Source organism: Streptomyces sp. NPDC048751 (genome assembly GCF_043198595.1).
Taxonomy (GTDB): Bacteria; Actinomycetota; Actinomycetes; order Streptomycetales; family Streptomycetaceae; genus Streptomyces.
The window spans coordinates 247,854-262,384 of the sequence record NZ_JBICUX010000011.1; the positions used below are offsets into that span (position 1 = coordinate 247,854).

12 protein-coding genes are annotated in these 14,531 nt (G+C 71.1%); 4 read left to right on the forward strand and 8 right to left on the reverse strand.

Annotated features, from left to right (window positions below; genetic code table 11):
• Positions 1-127: 127 nt before the first annotated feature.
• The 4 genes from ACGFNV_RS32065 to ACGFNV_RS32080 all read right to left on the reverse strand — a co-directional run bounded on the left by ACGFNV_RS32065 (position 128) and on the right by ACGFNV_RS32080 (position 4,185).
• On the reverse strand, positions 128-841 hold the full coding sequence (locus ACGFNV_RS32065; RefSeq protein ID WP_393627233.1) for an ABC transporter ATP-binding protein: 714 nt from the start codon (positions 839-841) through the stop codon (positions 128-130).
• Entirely contained in the window at positions 817-1,662 is an 846-nt protein-coding gene (locus ACGFNV_RS32070; RefSeq protein ID WP_393627235.1) for an ABC transporter permease, read from the reverse strand. Before ACGFNV_RS32070 ends, ACGFNV_RS32065 begins: the two co-directional genes overlap by 25 nt.
• Complete coding sequence (locus ACGFNV_RS32075; RefSeq protein WP_393627237.1) at positions 1,659-2,726, reverse strand: ABC transporter substrate-binding protein; 1,068 nt, start codon at positions 2,724-2,726, stop codon at positions 1,659-1,661. Before ACGFNV_RS32075 ends, ACGFNV_RS32070 begins: the two co-directional genes overlap by 4 nt.
• A gap of 196 nt (positions 2,727-2,922) precedes the next feature.
• A complete protein-coding gene (locus tag ACGFNV_RS32080) occupies positions 2,923-4,185 on the reverse strand; it encodes an ROK family protein (protein ID WP_393627238.1) in 1,263 nt (420 codons plus the stop codon).
• 469 nt (positions 4,186-4,654) lie between these two features.
• Here ACGFNV_RS32080 and ACGFNV_RS32085 point away from each other — a divergent pair, with 469 nt between their 5' ends.
• Positions 4,655-5,236, forward strand: a complete 582-nt coding sequence (locus ACGFNV_RS32085) for a biotin transporter BioY (protein ID WP_393627240.1) — start codon at positions 4,655-4,657, stop codon at positions 5,234-5,236.
• Here ACGFNV_RS32085 and ACGFNV_RS32090 read toward each other — a convergent pair.
• Together ACGFNV_RS32090 and ACGFNV_RS32095 are read right to left on the reverse strand one after the other, a co-directional pair.
• Positions 5,223-6,572 (reverse strand): FAD-binding oxidoreductase, encoded by a 1,350-nt coding sequence (locus ACGFNV_RS32090; RefSeq protein WP_393627242.1) that lies wholly within the window; start codon positions 6,570-6,572, stop codon positions 5,223-5,225. The two genes, ACGFNV_RS32085 and ACGFNV_RS32090, sit on opposite strands and share 14 nt — an antisense overlap.
• A gap of 70 nt (positions 6,573-6,642) precedes the next feature.
• Positions 6,643-7,365 carry a hypothetical protein gene (locus ACGFNV_RS32095; RefSeq protein WP_393627345.1) on the reverse strand — a complete coding sequence of 241 codons (723 nt, stop codon included), beginning with the start codon at positions 7,363-7,365 and terminating at the stop codon, positions 6,643-6,645.
• Between the two features lie 252 nt (positions 7,366-7,617).
• On the opposite strand from ACGFNV_RS32095, the gene ACGFNV_RS32100 reads away from it, so the two are divergent.
• Positions 7,618-10,149 carry a protein kinase gene (locus ACGFNV_RS32100; RefSeq protein WP_393627347.1) on the forward strand — a complete coding sequence of 844 codons (2,532 nt, stop codon included), beginning with the start codon at positions 7,618-7,620 and terminating at the stop codon, positions 10,147-10,149.
• 67 nt (positions 10,150-10,216) lie between these two features.
• Here the strand turns inward: ACGFNV_RS32100 and ACGFNV_RS32105 are convergent, their stop codons facing one another.
• Positions 10,217-11,701 (reverse strand): amino acid permease, encoded by a 1,485-nt coding sequence (locus ACGFNV_RS32105; protein ID WP_393627244.1) that lies wholly within the window; start codon positions 11,699-11,701, stop codon positions 10,217-10,219.
• 206 nt (positions 11,702-11,907) lie between these two features.
• On the opposite strand from ACGFNV_RS32105, the gene ACGFNV_RS32110 reads away from it, so the two are divergent.
• Together ACGFNV_RS32110 and ACGFNV_RS32115 are read left to right on the forward strand one after the other, a co-directional pair.
• Positions 11,908-12,393 carry a ribose-5-phosphate isomerase gene (locus ACGFNV_RS32110; RefSeq protein WP_393627246.1) on the forward strand — a complete coding sequence of 162 codons (486 nt, stop codon included), beginning with the start codon at positions 11,908-11,910 and terminating at the stop codon, positions 12,391-12,393.
• A gap of 67 nt (positions 12,394-12,460) precedes the next feature.
• Positions 12,461-13,264: an Fpg/Nei family DNA glycosylase gene (locus ACGFNV_RS32115; protein WP_393627248.1), complete on the forward strand. Its 804-nt coding sequence runs from the start codon at positions 12,461-12,463 to the stop codon at positions 13,262-13,264.
• Positions 13,265-13,280: 16 nt separating this feature from the next.
• Here ACGFNV_RS32115 and ACGFNV_RS32120 read toward each other — a convergent pair whose 3' ends face one another.
• A complete protein-coding gene (locus tag ACGFNV_RS32120) occupies positions 13,281-14,531 on the reverse strand; it encodes a GNAT family N-acetyltransferase (RefSeq protein WP_393627249.1) in 1,251 nt (416 codons plus the stop codon).

A 14,531-nucleotide genomic window follows, 5' to 3' on the forward strand; every position in this document is an offset into this window, starting at 1 on the left:
GTCCTTTGCGTGCGAGCGCCGGTTCGGGATTCTCAGCCCGTCCGGCGTTTGAGGACGAGGCCCGTTCAGGGCCGAAGCGGGGGTCTGGGGGAGGCAGCCCCCAGGGACGGCCACAACCAGCCGACGGTCACTCGGCGTCTTCGGTCACGCCCAGCGCAGCGAGCAGCTGCGACCGGTACGCGCCGCGCGGATGCGGCCGGTCGATGGTCACGTCGAGACCGATGCGCCCCCGCTCGAGGACGAGAACACGATCCGCGAGCACGATCGCCTCGTCCACGTCGTGGGTGACGAGCAGCACGGACGGCCGGTGCCGCTCCCACAGCTCGCGCAGCAGGGCGTGCATCTTGATGCGGGTCAGTGCGTCCAGCGCACCGAACGGCTCGTCGGCGAGCAGGAGTTCGGGCTCGCGGACCAGGGAGCGGGCCAGCGCGGCGCGCTGCGCCTCACCGCCGGACAGCTCGCTCGGCCAGGCCCGCTCGCGGCCGGCGAGGCCGACCTCGGCGAGGGCGTCCCGGCCCCTGCGGGCCGCCTCCTTGCCGTCGAGCCCGAGCAGGACGTTGTCCAGCACCCGCCGCCAGGGCAGCAGCCGGGAGTCCTGGAAGACCACGGACACCCGCTCGGGCGCCGTCAGCCGGCCGCTTCCGGCGACCTCGTGGTCGAGGCCCGCGATGGCCCGCAGCAGGGTGCTCTTGCCGGAGCCGCTGTGCCCGAGGAGGGCCACGAACTGGCCGGACGGGATGTCGAGGTCGATGCCGTCGAGGACCGTACGCGCGTCGAACGAGCGGGTCAGCTCCCGGAGCTGGACGGCGGGACGGGTCAGCTGCTGAGTGTGCGGCGCCACGACAGCACCCTCCGTTCGACGAGACGGACCGCGCTGTCGGAGATCAGACCGAAGACGCCGTAGATGAGGAGACCGACGAGGATGACGTCCGACTGGCCGTAGTTCTGGGCCTGGAACATCATGTAGCCGAGGCCGCTGGTGGCGTTGATCTGCTCCAGGACGACCAGGCCGAGCCAGGAGCCGGTCACGCCGAGCCGCAGGCCGACGAAGAAGCCGGGCAGGGCGCCGGGGACGACGATCTGCCGGATGAACTGGAACTTCGACAGGCCCTGGACCTCGGCGAGTTCGACGAACCGGTGGTCGATGCCGGACAGCGCGGCGTGCGTGTTGAGGTAGATCGGGATGTAGACGACGATGGCGATGATCGCGATCTTGAAGGTCTCGCCGATGCCCAGCCAGAGGATGAACAGCGGGATCAGACCCAGCGTCGGTATCGCCCGGTTCAGCTGCACCGTCCCGTCGATCAGCGCCTCCCCGACCCGGCTCAGCCCGGACGCGAGCGCCAGTACGACCCCGGCGGCCAGCCCGATCGCGAATCCGTAGCCCGCCCGCTGGAGCGAGGTGAGGATGTCGGTGGTGAGCGTGCCGTCGGTCCACAGGTGGGCGCCGGTCTCCAGCACCGTCCAGGGCGCCGGGATCGCTCCGGGGTCGAGCTGTCCGGCCGCCGAGGCGACGGCCCACAGGGCGAGGACGAGGAGGGGGCCGACGAGCCGGGTGGCGGGCAGGCGCCTGCCGGGGGAGAGCCGGCGCCGCCGCCGCACCGGGGTGCGCTCCTCCACGGTGGTCGCGGGTACGGCTGCGGTCGTGGTCACGGCGGTCACCTCTGGTACTCCTCGGGTACGGCCTTGGCGGCGAGGGACTCGAATCGGTGGTCGAAGAGCGAGGACACGTCGAACCTCTTCACGAAGCCGCCCTCCGCGAGCAGGTCCGCGGTCTCCTGCTCCCACTTGATGGCCTCGTCCCAACGTGGCGGGAACAGCGGCTTGTTGGCGAGGGCCGTGATGCCCTTGGCCTGTTCGAGGCTCAGGTTCTGCGTCTTGACGTAGAACTCCTCGTTCCAGACGTCGGGGTGCTCGTACTGCCACACCTGGCCCTTGGCCCACTGCGGGATGTAGGCGGCGACCGCCGCGGCCTTCGCGGAGTCGTTCAGCACGGACACCGGCGCCCACAGCAGGTTCAGCAGGTCGACGACGTCGGTGTCGATGGTGCGGGCGCCCTTGGACCCGTACTGCTTCAGGTACGCCGGTGACTGGTTGTTGGCGAGCGGGGCGACGTCGACCTGGCCGGACTGCAGGGCGGTGAGGAACTGGTTGCTGGTCAGCGGGACGAGCTTCACGTCGTCGTACTTCAGCCCGGCCTGCTTGAGCGCCCGCAGCAGGACGACGCCCTGCGCCTGGCCCTGGGAGAAGGCGAGTTTCCGTCCCCTGAAGTCAGCGACCGTGCGGATGTCGCTGCCGGGCTTGGTGGCGAAGAGGTAGTTCGGCTTGCGGGTGATGTCGATCGCCACGATCTTCGCGTCGAATCCCTGAAAGTGCGCCTGGATCGGTGGAATTCCTGCGTTGTTGGCGAGGTCGAGGGACTTGGCGCGGAATGCGTTGATGACGTCGGGGCCGGCGCCGATGTTCAGCCAGCTCGACACCGTGAACGGTAGCTCGGGCAATTTCGCCAGCTTGAACTGGAGTTGTTGCACCCCCTGATAGGAGGCGATCTTCAGTTTCGTACCGGCGGGGACCTTGTCGGCCAGTGGCGCGGCCGAGGCTCCCTCGCTGCCGGTGGCGGCGCTGCTCTCCGCGCAGCCGCTCAGCCCTACGGCGGCGGCACCGGCGCCGAGCAGCGAGGTGAGGAAGAGACGCCGGTCGAAACCGGCCGTGGGCGAAGAAGGCATGGGAGGACTCCGTGAGTTCATGGGGAAGAAAGGCATGCAGAATTCCGGGCAGAGGAAGGCCGCAGAGGGGAATTCGTGCAGGGAGAGGTGAGCGCTCGGGGGGCGCGTCAACGCGTCAGCAACAAAGGGTGCGACAGCTCATGAGAAACATGCTCCTGCCCTCGGGGAAGGCCTGTCAATATTCGGAGTTTCTGAATTAACTCGCCTTGGCGGAGGCGGAGGCGGAGGCGGAGGCGGAGGCCGAGGCGGAGAGGGAGGCGGAGGCGGCCGGGGAGGTGCCCAGCGGATCCCGGTAGAGCACGTCCAGAACCACCGAACCGCCCGCCATCGCCAGCACGGAGTCGGGGAAACTCGTCGGCACGACCGCCGCCGCCCGCTCGTCCCCGACCGTCTCCCGCAGCGCGGTCAGGCAGTCCTCGCGATGGATGACCCCGATCTCCGTGACGACGACACGCTCCGGATTGAGCACGTCGAGCAGCAGCTCCGCCGCCCGCCCCACCATCCGGGCCCGCTCCACGAGCAGCCGTACGGCCATCGGGTCGCCGGCCGCCGCCGCGGTCAGCACGTGCATCGGGTTCTCCCCGTCGATGACACCCGCCTCACGGGCCCGCCTGCACAGCGTCCGCTCGCTCAGTTCCACCTGGAGACAGCCGATCCGCCCGCACGCGCACGGCTCCGTGCCGCCGGCGAGCGGGAGATGGGCGATGCTGCCCGCCTGTGAGCGGGGCCCGTGGTGCACCTCGTCGTGCGTGGCGAACGCCGCGTCCACCATGTTGCCGACGAACAGGTGCAGCACACTGCGGCTGCCCCGCACCCGCCCGAACAGCCGCTCGGCGTTGACCAGGGCCCGCGCGTGCCCGTCCACATGGACCGGCAGCCCGGTGCGGGCGCCGACCACCTCACGCACCGCCACGTCCCGCCAACCGAGCAGCGGATGCTCGACGACGGTCCCGGAGTCCCGGGCCACCCAGCCGCCCGCGGCCACACCCACCCCCAGCGCCCGGCTGCCGGGCGCCTCGGCGAGCAGCGCGCCCAGCCCGTCGGCGGCCCGTGCCAGCACCTCGCGCGGGTCGGTGCGCCCGTGCTTCAGCCGCCGCTCGACCAGCACCCGGCCCCGCAGATCCAGCAACGCGACCGTGGAGTACGGCACCGCGATGTGCACCCCGCCCACCACGAACCGCGAGTCGTCCAACTCGACCGGCACATGCGGCCGACCGACCCCATGGGAACGGCGGGGCGCGGCGGACTCCCGGACGAGGCCGAGTTCGGCGAGCCGGGCGCAGTGGTCGGTCACCGAGGCAGGGGACAGCCCGGTCACCCGGGCGATGGTGCTGCGCGCGACCGGCCCGTGCTCCAGGACGGAACGCAGGACGACACTGGCGCTGGTGCGCCGCCGATCGGGGTCGGCGGCACGGGGGACGGGGGACATCAGGGTGGTGGATGCCGCGGTACGGGGCATGGAAATCTTCCTCGGGGCCGGTCCGACACTGCGCCGTCTAGGAGATGAGGCGCGTCGGATCGACTCCGCCCGCCTCACACGTGCTTGAGGTCTCGCGGACGGCGACAGGCGGCCGCGCCGACGCGTCGCAGGTCGACGTGTCGACGCGACGAGAAGTTCCGGGCCTGGGCAACCATGCGCACGAAGGTAGCGAAAGGGCCCACCGCTGCCCAGACCGCGTCCGACGGGCGAGACGGCGACCGAGAGGCCTTTGGTGGAACCCCACAGTCCGGGCCGCCCACTCCCGTGTGACGAGGGCGTCGCCACCTCAGTGACCGGCATCACGCCGTACCGCGTGTAACCAGCACTTTTTGTCCGGAGCCCACCAACTCGCCGTTCCACCCTTTGTCGAGCGCTGACGGTGATCGGCGCGAGGACGCTGGGATAGCGTCACCGTGTCCCCAACTGCCCTCACCCTCGCGGAGTCCCCATGAGCACCGCCGCCGTCACGTCGATTCGCCCCGGACAGGTCCTCGCCGACCTGCTCCCGGCCTCCCGGGTCCGGGACGTCGCCCTGGTGGTCGGTGGCGCCGCGCTCACCGGCCTCGCGGCCCAGATCTCCGTCCCCGTGCCGGGCTCCCCGGTGCCGGTGACCGGTCAGACCTTTGCCGCGCTCCTGGTGGGTACGACGCTCGGCGCGGGCCGCGGTTTCCTGGCGCTCGCCCTGTACGCGCTGGCGGGCGTCGCGGGCGTGCCGTGGTTCGCTAGCGGCACCTCCGGCGCGAGCGCCGTCTCCTTCGGCTACGTCCTGGGCATGATCCTCGCGTCCGCCGCCGTGGGCGCCCTGGCCCGCCGCGGCGCCGACCGCAACATGTGGCGCATGGCGGGCACGATGCTCGTGGGCGAGGCGATCATCTACGCGGTCGGCGTCCCGTACCTGGCCTACGCCGCCGACATCTCCGCTTCCGCGGCCGTCGCGGCCGGCCTCACCCCGTTCCTGATCGGCGACGCCCTGAAGGCCGCCCTGGCGATGGGCCTGCTGCCCACGGCCTGGAAGCTCACCCAGCGCTGATCCCGTAGTTCTCGGAGAAGAGGTTCGCCGGGTCGTACTGCGACTTCACCCCGGCGAGCCTCTTCGCCGTCTCCGCGTCGTACAGCCCCTCACCCCGGTCACCGGCCCCGAACGCGAAGTTGAGGGCCCGCCCGAGCGTGTCCGGCGCGAGCAGCGCGAACGCCGGATCGAGGATCGTCCGGGCCGCGTCCCGGTCCCCTACGGTCAACACCCGCACCAGGAACCGCCCCTCGCGGTACGGCACCGCGTTCGCCGCGTCCCGCGCCAGCGCCCCGCCCAGGTGGTTGACCTGGACGACACACATGGCGTCGGCGTCCGGCCCGGTGCGCGCGAGCAGTTCGGCGGCCCGGTCGACGTGCAACGCGCGCAGCACCGCGCTGTCCCCGTAGTAGGCGTGCGAGACGGCGGGGTCGCTGTGGATGGTGTGGCTGTCGGCGTACGGCATCTCGCGCAGCGAGTCGGACAGCACCGGCCCGATCTCCCGCAGGGGCGCGACCAGCCGCTCGCCGTCGGTGCCGGTGTACGCGACGCGCACGGAGACGACGTAACGCCCCCGCAGGTGCGGCGGCAGCGCCGGGATGTCCGGGTACGGTACGGCGGCGAAGGACGAGGTCAGCTCGTCGGGCACGGTCCGCGTCCACTCCTCGTACGCCCGCAGCGCGGCCGCCGGATCGACCTGCCGTCCGTCGAACGCGAGCGATCCGCCGTAGAGCCGGCGCACCGGTACGAGACCGATCTCCAGCTCGGTGACGATCCCGAGGGTGTGGCCGCCGCCGAGCAGAGCCCAGTACAGCTCGGGGTCGGACTCCCGCGTGACGTGCCGCGGTTCACCGTCGGCGGTGACGACGTCGAGGGAGCGCACATGGTCGGCCGCGTAGCCGAACTCGCGGGCGAGGATGCCGAGTCCGCCGCCCAGCGTGTACGACACGGCGCCGACCGACGGGGCGGAGCCGTTGAGCGGCGCCAGACCGTACGGTTCGGCGGCCGCCACGACCTGCCCCCAGCGCACGCCCGCCCGCACCCGGACGGTACGGGCGTCGGGATCGACGGTCACCCGGTCCATGCGGCGCGTGGTGACGAGGACACCGCCCTCCGAGGCGCCGGGCAGCCCGTGCCCGGTGGCGTGGACGCCGACCGGCAGGTTCCGCCCGGCCGCGTACCGCACGGCGGCGACCACGTCGGCGGGGGAGGCGGCGGCGACCACGAGGGCGGGCCGCCGGCTGAACCCGGTCTGGAACCCTGCGATTTCCTCGTCGTACCCGGGCTCCCCGGGGCGGAGGACGAGGAGGTCGGCGGTGTCGGTGAGGGAGTCGTTGAGGGAGTCGTTGAGGGCCATGAGGACGATGGTGGCCGCATAACCTGACAGGCACCGTCAGGTTATGCGGCGCGTTTCCTGGTCCGCCGGCTCAGCCCTCCTGTCCCCGCGGTCGCCGTCGCGACCACCACACTCCGGCGGCGCCCGCCGCGATCAGGGCGGCGCCGGTCGCGCCGAGCGGCAGGACGTCGCGCCCGGCGCCGGTCTCGGCGAGCCGGTCACCACCGGGCGCCACGGGCTTGTTGTCGGTGCCGAGGAGCAGAGGGGTGGCCGGGGCGTTCGGCGACGGGTTCGTCGTACCGAACGGCACCGGGCCCTGCTGCCAGAACGTCTTCTTTCCGTCGGCCGTCTGCACCGGGACGCAGACCTTTCCGGTCTTGCCCAGATCGAACGTGGCGTCGACGGCGTACGACTTCGACCGACCGGCCGGAAGATTGTCGATGGGGCAGGAGAAACCGCTGTTCGAGCCCTTGGGGAGATTCTTTTCTTCGATGGGTGAGCAACCCTGAACGTTTTTGACCGTCAGGCCGTCGAAACCAACGACCAAAAGCCTGATCTTGCCGCTGTCCTTGGTCCCTTCATTCTTCACCGTGGCGGTAATCGCCGTCTCCTGGGACTTGTTGTCGACCGAGATCCGCTCGGGCAGGAGCGTGGTCAGCTTCACGCCCGCCGGAGCCTCGTCGACGGGCTTTCCCCCCTTGCCACTCGAAGGACCCTTGTCGTCGGCCCCGGCGGTGCCGGAAAGGATCATCACCGCCGAGAAGGATGCCGCGACCAGCGAAACCGTGATGGCCGTCGTGCGACGAGAACTCATGTTCACTTCCCCCTTGCTTCCCCCTGACTGCGCCTGAATTCGCAGTACTTGAAGAGCTACCACAAGATTTCTCGGCACTATGCTGATACGCCTGGAAGTGTGACCATTATGTGTCGATGAGGTCTGTTCGGAGTGTCGTGGAGGGGGTGCAGCGCATTGCCGGGAGACACGGGGAATACGAGGGGCGGCGGAGTTCCGGGGCGACTGGTGACCGGTCGCTACCGGCTGGTCGAAAGTATCGGCCAGGGAGGAATGGGGCGGGTGTGGCGAGCGGTCGACGAAATACTCGACCGTCTCGTCGCCGTCAAGGAAATGCGCATCGACGGCCTGGACGCGGAGGACACCCGCACCCGCCGCGAACGCGCCCTGCGCGAGGCGCGGGCCACGGCACGCATCGACCACCCCAACGTCGTACGGGTCTACGACGTCGTCGACGAGGGCGAACGCCTGTGGATCGTCATGGAACTGGTCCACGGGCGCTCCCTGGAACGGATCATGGCGCAGGACGGCCCCCTGGGCCCGCCGGACACGGCCCGGATCGGCCTTGAACTGGTCGCGGCGCTGCGGCAGGTGCACGCCGGGGGAGTACTGCACCGGGACATCAAGCCGGGCAACGTCCTCGTCGAGAGCGAGGGCCGCCGACGAGTCGTCCTCACGGACTTCGGCATCGCCGCGATCGAGGACACGACCGCGCTCACCATGGTCGGCATGCTGGTCGGCTCCCCCGACTACATGGCCCCCGAACGCGTCTCCGGCCGCCCCCAGGGGCCCCCGTCCGACCTCTGGTCCCTCGGCGCGACCCTCTGCGCGGCCCTGACGGGCCACTCCCCCTTCTCCCGCGACACCACCCTGGCCACCCTGCACGCGGTCCTCTACGAGCAACCCGAACTCCCCGCCTCCGCCGGACCGTTGCGCAGCGTCCTGTCAACCCTCCTGGAGAAGGACCCGGCGTCCCGCCCGGCCCTGGGGGACCTGGAGGAGACGTTGCGGGGCGTGGCGTTTCCCACGCCTACGCCGACGGTGGTGGTGGAGGGGACGGAGGTGCCGGGAGGGGCGGTCGGGGGAGCGGTCGGCGGGGCGGGCCCGGAAGCGTCGGCACCGGGGCTGGGCGTTGGGGGTGCGGTACCGGGAGGGGCTGCTGGGGAGCGGGAGGAGTCGGCCGGGCAGCAGGTCGCTCCTGTTGAGGAACCGGAGCCCCCACGAGGGGCGTTGCCGGGAGCGCCGGCGGCTGAAGGCCCAGCAACGGCGGCTACGGACGCGTCCGACCCTGCGTCAGGGCCCGAGCCGCCCCAGGACCCGCTGCCACCACCGCGTCCCACACCCGCAGAGGCGAAGGCGCCCACGGGCCGCGCCGCCGACACGGAGCCGGAGAGCGGTGCCGCTGACACGGAGCCGGAGAGCCGTGCCGCTGACCGGGGGCCCGCCGCTCACGGCGCCGACAGGGAGCCCGCAGACCAGACCACCGTCCAGGACCATGCCGGCCACCCCCTCGACCGGGAGCCCGCCCGCAATGCCCCTTCCGGGAAGCCCCCCGGCCACGCGTCGGCCCCGGAGCCGACCCCTACCGGCACCTCCGTCCCGTCGACCGCCCTCGCCCCCGGCCCGTCCGCCGGCGTTGCCCCCGACTCGCCCACCGGCGTCACCTCCAGCCCACCCCCCGGCGTCACCCCCAGCCCCTCCAGCGGAATCGCCCCCAGCGTCACCGAAGCCGCCCCCAGCGTCTCCACAGAAGCCGCCTCCAGCACCCCCACGGAAGCTGCCTCCGAGGGGCTTTCGGGCGTGCCGGTCGGTGACTCCGTCGCGGTCGTGCCGGAGGCTGGTTCGGGTACCCCGGGCGGCGGCACTCCCAGGGGCGTGCCCGGGGTTGGGGTGGAGCCGTGGGCCGGTGGCTCACCCGGGCTCCCGGACCCCCGCTCGGTCGGTCCGGCGGACGTGCCGACCGCACCGGCCTCACCTCGTCGCTCGCCCGGTGTTTCTCTCTCGCGGGCCCAGGCGGTGACCGAGGAGCGGCCGGCTCCCGGGCCGCGGCCCACTCTCGAGATCCGCCGCGCTCCGGATCGTCGCCCCGACGTGGGAGGACACGTCGGCGAGCTCCCCGGCCCGGCGCTGCCCGCCACCCCCGCCCGTAAGGCCCGCCGTACCGCCCTGCTCGCCGCCGCAGGCGTCCTCACCGCCGGTGCGGTCGTCGCCGTCGTGCTCGCGTCGGCGCCGGGGAAACCGGACGGGACCAGGGCGGGCCCCACCGCACAGAGCACCGTCACCGCACCGTCCGACGTCTCCTCCGACAGCGACACCAACAGCGCCCCGGACCCCACCCCCACCTCCACCTCCACCGTCGAAGGCACCTCCAGGCCCCCGAGCCTGCCGCCGGGCGCGCACATGGAGGCCGGTGGGTTCGCGTGGGCCACGCCCAAGGGGTGGCGACGGGACGTGAAGACGGGAGCGGAGGTGCACTACACGTCACCCGACGGCACCCAGGAACTCGTAGCCAAGTCCTCCCTCGCCCGTGGCGACCTGATGGAGACCTGGGAGACCTCGGAGGAGAGCGCCCACCAGGGGAAGGCGTACCACAAGGTCCGCCTGGAGGAGACGACGTTCCGGGGCCACCCGGCTGTCCTCTGGGAGTACACCTTCACCCTCCGCGGCACCCCCTGGCACGCCCGGCTGCTCGGCTTCGACGCGGGCGGGAAGTCGTACCAGATCAACACGTGGTACCAGCCGGCCGTCGAGCCCGAGGCCCTCAAGACCTACGACCGGGTCAAGGAAGGCTTCACCCTGCTCTAGACAAGGCAGCCAACGACAAAGGGCCCCACGGTGTCACCCACCGCAGGGCCCCGCCGAACCGCTCGCGTCAGTCCCGCGCCTCGACCGAGGCCGGGGTCGCCGCGCCGGTCTGCGCGACCTCGCCCTTCGATCCGAGCTTCTCCTTCGCGAAGGCGATCGCCAGCACCACCCCCGCGACAAGCAGCGACAACAGCACCGTCTCGCGCCCGTCGTGCTCCGTGTCCGTGAGCATGTAGCCGAGGACGAAGACGATCAGCGCGGCCGTCGCCCAGGTCAGGTACGGGTACAGCCACATCTTCACGACCAGCTTCTCCGGCGCCTCGGCCTGGATGATCTTCCGCATCCGCAGCTGCGAGAAGCAGATGACCAGCCAGACGAACAGGGCGACCGCACCACTGGAGTTCACCAGGAACAGGAAGACCGAGTCCGGGAACTTGTAGTTGAAGAAGACGGCCACGAAGCCGAACACGACCGACGAGACGATCGCGGCCATCGGCACACCACGCGACGTGGTCTTAGCGAACACCTTCGGCGCGTCGCCCCGCTCACCGAGCGAGAAGGCCATCCGGGAGGCCGTGTACAGGCCGGAGTTCAGACAGGACAGCACCGACGTCAGCACGATGAAGTTCATGATCTGACCGGCGTGCGCGATACCGAGGGAGTCCAGCGCGGCGACGTACGAGCCCTGGTCGGCGATCGACTTGTCGTCCCACGGCAGCAGGGTGACCACGACGAAGATCGAGCCGAGGTAGAAGACACCGATACGCCAGATGATGCTGTTGGTCGACTTGGTGACCGCCCGCTGCGGGTCCTCGGACTCACCGGCCGCGAGGGTCGCGATCTCGCTGCCCATGAAGGAGAAGACCACGAGCAGGACGCCGGTCAGGATCGCACCGGGCCCGTTGGGCAGGAAGCCGCCGTGGTCGGTGAGGTTGCCGAGCCCGGCCTTGTCGCTGTCGACGCCCGGCAGCACGCCGAACACGGCCAGCCCGCCGATGATGATGAACGCACCGATCGCCACGACCTTGATCCCGGCGAACCAGAACTCGAACTCGCCGTAGGAGCCGACGGAGACGAGGTTCGTGGCGGTCAGGACCACCATCACGATGAGCGCCCAGCCCCACTGCGGGACGGCGGGCACCCACCCTTCGAGGATCTTGGCTCCGGCGGTCGCCTCGACCGCGAGCACGACGACCCAGAAGAACCAGTACAGCCAGCCGATGGAGAAACCGGCCCAGCGGCCCAGCGCGCGGTCGGCGTGCGCCGAGAAGGAACCCGACGTCGGGTTCGCCGCGGACATCTCGCCGAGCATCCGCATCACCAGCACCACGAGCGTGCCGACGAGGGCGTACGACAGGAGGATGCCGGGACCCGCCGTCGCGATGCCCGAGCTGGAGCCGACGAAGAGGCCGGCGCCGATGACACCGCCGATGGCGATCATCGACAGATGACGGTTCTTGAGTCCTGCCTGGAGTCCGGAACCGGGATCGCCGGGTCCTCCGGGTCCTTCAGGGCCGTTTCCGGCCTTCGTCAGGGTCGGCTGCGAAGTCATGGGACGGTTTTCCTTTGCGCCGGGTGAGCTGTCTCCCGTACGAGCGGTGTACGAGTCGGTCCAGTGAAACGGAGGCCAACGATTTCGTGAACCTTTGAATCCGTATCGTTATTTGAGGTTTTCCTGAGCTTTCTCGTCGCGGCTCGGAAATTCGAGACATGGAACCCTGGGCTGCTGCCCCGAACCACGCATGTCACACTCGGACCATGCGCGTGTATCTCGGTTCCGACCATGCCGGCTTCGAACTCAAGAACCACCTCGTGGAGTGGCTCAAAGAAGCGGGCCATGAGCCCGTCGACTGCGGACCCCACATCTACGACGCCCAGGACGACTACCCGCCCTTCTGCCTCCGCGCCGCGGAGCGGACGGCCGCGGACCAGGGCGCCCTCGGCATCGTCATCGGCGGCTCCGGCAACGGCGAGCAGATCGCCGCGAACAAGGTGAAGGGCGTCCGGGCGGCCCTCGCCTGGAGCGAGGAGACCGCCTCCCTCGGCCGGCAGCACAACAACGCCAACGTCGTCGCGGTCGGCGCGCGCATGCACACCCAGGACGAGGCGACGAAGTTCGTCGAGACCTTCCTCAACACCCCGTTCTCGGGTGACGAGCGTCATATCCGCCGTATCGACATGCTGGCGGAGTACGAGACGAAGGGCGACCTCCCGCCGATCCCGGCGCACCACCCGCAGCAGTAGTCGGACCTTCGAGGCCCGCCCGTCGACACGAAGTGACGGGCGGGTGGGTGGGAAAGGAAGAGGCCAGGTGCCAGAGGGGCACACGATCCACCGACTCGCGCAGGACTACGCCACTCGCTTCACCGGCGCAGCCAGGGTCACCAGTCCGCAGGGCAAGTTCTCCGACGCCGCCGCCCTCCTAGACGGCGGTCGCCTGCACACCGCCGACGCCCACGGCAAGCACCTGTTCCTGGGCTTCGCCGAGTCCTGGATCCACATCCACCTCGGCCTCTTCGGCAAGGTCACCTTCGGCGCCGCCCCCGCGCCCCCGCCCACGGACACCGTCCGCCTCCGCCTCGCCAACGACACCGCGTACGTCGACCTGCGCGGGCCCACCACCTGCGCGCTGATCACGGCCGGCGAGAAGCAGGCGATACACGACCGCCTGGGCCCCGACCCGCTGCGCCCGGACGCCGACCCGCGCGCCGCGTACCGCAGGATCTCCCGCAGCCGTACGACGATCGCCGCCCTGCTGATGGACCAGAAGGTCATCGCCGGAGTCGGCAACGTCTACCGCGCCGAGGTCCTCTTCCGGCACCGCATCGACCCCTACCGGGCCGGCAAGGACATCACCCCGGCCGAGTGGGACGCGATGTGGGCCGACCTCGTCGCCCTCATGCGCGAGGGCGTGCGCCACAACCGCATCGACACCGTCCGCCCGGAACACACCCCGGAGGCGATGGGCCGCCCGCCGCGCGTCGACGACCACGGCGGCGAGGTGTACGTCTACCGCAGGGCCGACCTGCCCTGCCACATCTGTGGCGGTGAGATCCGCACCGCCGACCTCGCCGCCCGCAACCTCTTCTGGTGCCCCGCCTGCCAGGACAACTAGGGCCCGGCCGGGGCCGTCAGAACATGTGCGGCAGCCAAGGGGCCACCCAGGAACCGAAGCCCACCGACGCCTCCGCCAGCGCGCCCGGCCGCACCTCGCGCACCCGTCCGGCCGCCGCCAGCGAGCCCAGGCTCACACCGCCCAGATAGGCCGCCCCCAACTCCCTTACCGACAGGACGAGATCGGCCACATCCGTCGTACGGGAACAGGAGGCGCCCTTGGTGTCGCCGCTCAGCCGCCACCGTCCCGCGTTCCACGGGCAGAAGGCGTCCTCCACCTCGAACACCACGTCCACCGGCGCCTGGTACGTCCGCGCCTCCAGCGCGGCGCCCAGGTCCACCAGCCGTACGTGCAACGCGTCCCGCACCCGCACCCCGCACCGCCGGACGTCGGACACCATCTGCAGCCAGGCGTCGTCCATCGGCCGCCCGCGCGCGACGAGCGTCGACGTCAGGTCGATGTCGAACAGGAACCGCCACAGCGCCGCGTGCGCAGCGGGGTCGAGCGCCTCGGTGGAACTCACCTCGACCTTGCCGTGGGGCCCGTTGGTGTCCCAGGCCGGCTTCACCCGGAATCGGACGTAGCCCACGATCTCGCCGTCCCGCTCCGCGACCACGCACTGGAGTGGCGACGCCCCGCCCCTCTCGCTCTCCGGATCGAGCAGGAACAGCCGCTCCCAGCCGGGCAGCCGCTCCACCATCCCCGGACGCTCGGGCACCTTGCGCGCGTACACCGCCTCGCACGCGTCGAGCACGTCGGCGGGCGCCGCGTACCGCAGGCGTACGTCGTCCGTGCCGGGCGGCACCGACAGCCGTACCCGGCTGGTGTCGACCTCGGTGTTCACATGGTGCGTGGCGACGCCGTACCCGAACCGCCCGTAGATGGCCGGCTCGGACGCCGTCAGCACCGCGAGGGGCCAACCCCACGCGCGGACGTCGTCCAGTTGCCGCCGCATCATCGACGTCAGCACCCCGCGTCTGCGGTGCGTCGCGGCCACGCTCACCATCGTCACGCCCGCCGCGGGCACCGGGACGCCGCCCGGCACCGTCAGCCGGAAGCTGAACGCCCCGGCCGATCCCACGCACGCGTCGCCGTCCCACGCCCCGAGTGAGCGGTCGAACTCGGTGAGCGCGCGCCACAGCTCGCGCTCCTCCGACGACTCCGCGACTCCACCGAAGGCGAGGAGCAGGCTGTCGTACCACTGGTCCCAGTCGTCCCGCCGCAGCACCCGCAGGTCGACGGCGGGATCGGTCACGTCAGTCCCCAT

Excerpts from the sequence above, each read along its gene's own strand:
- ACGFNV_RS32075 (WP_393627237.1), bottom strand. The coding sequence starts at position 2,726 with ATGCCTTCTTCGCCCACGGCCGGTTTCGACCGGCGTCTCTTCCTCACC.
- ACGFNV_RS32080 (WP_393627238.1), bottom strand. The coding sequence starts at position 4,185 with ATGCCCCGTACCGCGGCATCCACCACCCTGATGTCCCCCGTCCCCCGT.
- ACGFNV_RS32085 (WP_393627240.1), top strand. The coding sequence starts at position 4,655 with ATGAGCACCGCCGCCGTCACGTCGATTCGCCCCGGACAGGTCCTCGCC.
- ACGFNV_RS32090 (WP_393627242.1), bottom strand. The coding sequence starts at position 6,572 with ATGGCCCTCAACGACTCCCTCAACGACTCCCTCACCGACACCGCCGAC.
- ACGFNV_RS32095 (WP_393627345.1), bottom strand. The coding sequence starts at position 7,365 with ATGAGTTCTCGTCGCACGACGGCCATCACGGTTTCGCTGGTCGCGGCA.
- ACGFNV_RS32100 (WP_393627347.1), top strand. The coding sequence starts at position 7,618 with ATGGGGCGGGTGTGGCGAGCGGTCGACGAAATACTCGACCGTCTCGTC.
- ACGFNV_RS32105 (WP_393627244.1), bottom strand. The coding sequence starts at position 11,701 with ATGACTTCGCAGCCGACCCTGACGAAGGCCGGAAACGGCCCTGAAGGA.
- ACGFNV_RS32110 (WP_393627246.1), top strand. The coding sequence starts at position 11,908 with ATGCGCGTGTATCTCGGTTCCGACCATGCCGGCTTCGAACTCAAGAAC.
- ACGFNV_RS32120 (WP_393627249.1), bottom strand. The coding sequence starts at position 14,531 with ATGGGGACTGACGTGACCGATCCCGCCGTCGACCTGCGGGTGCTGCGG.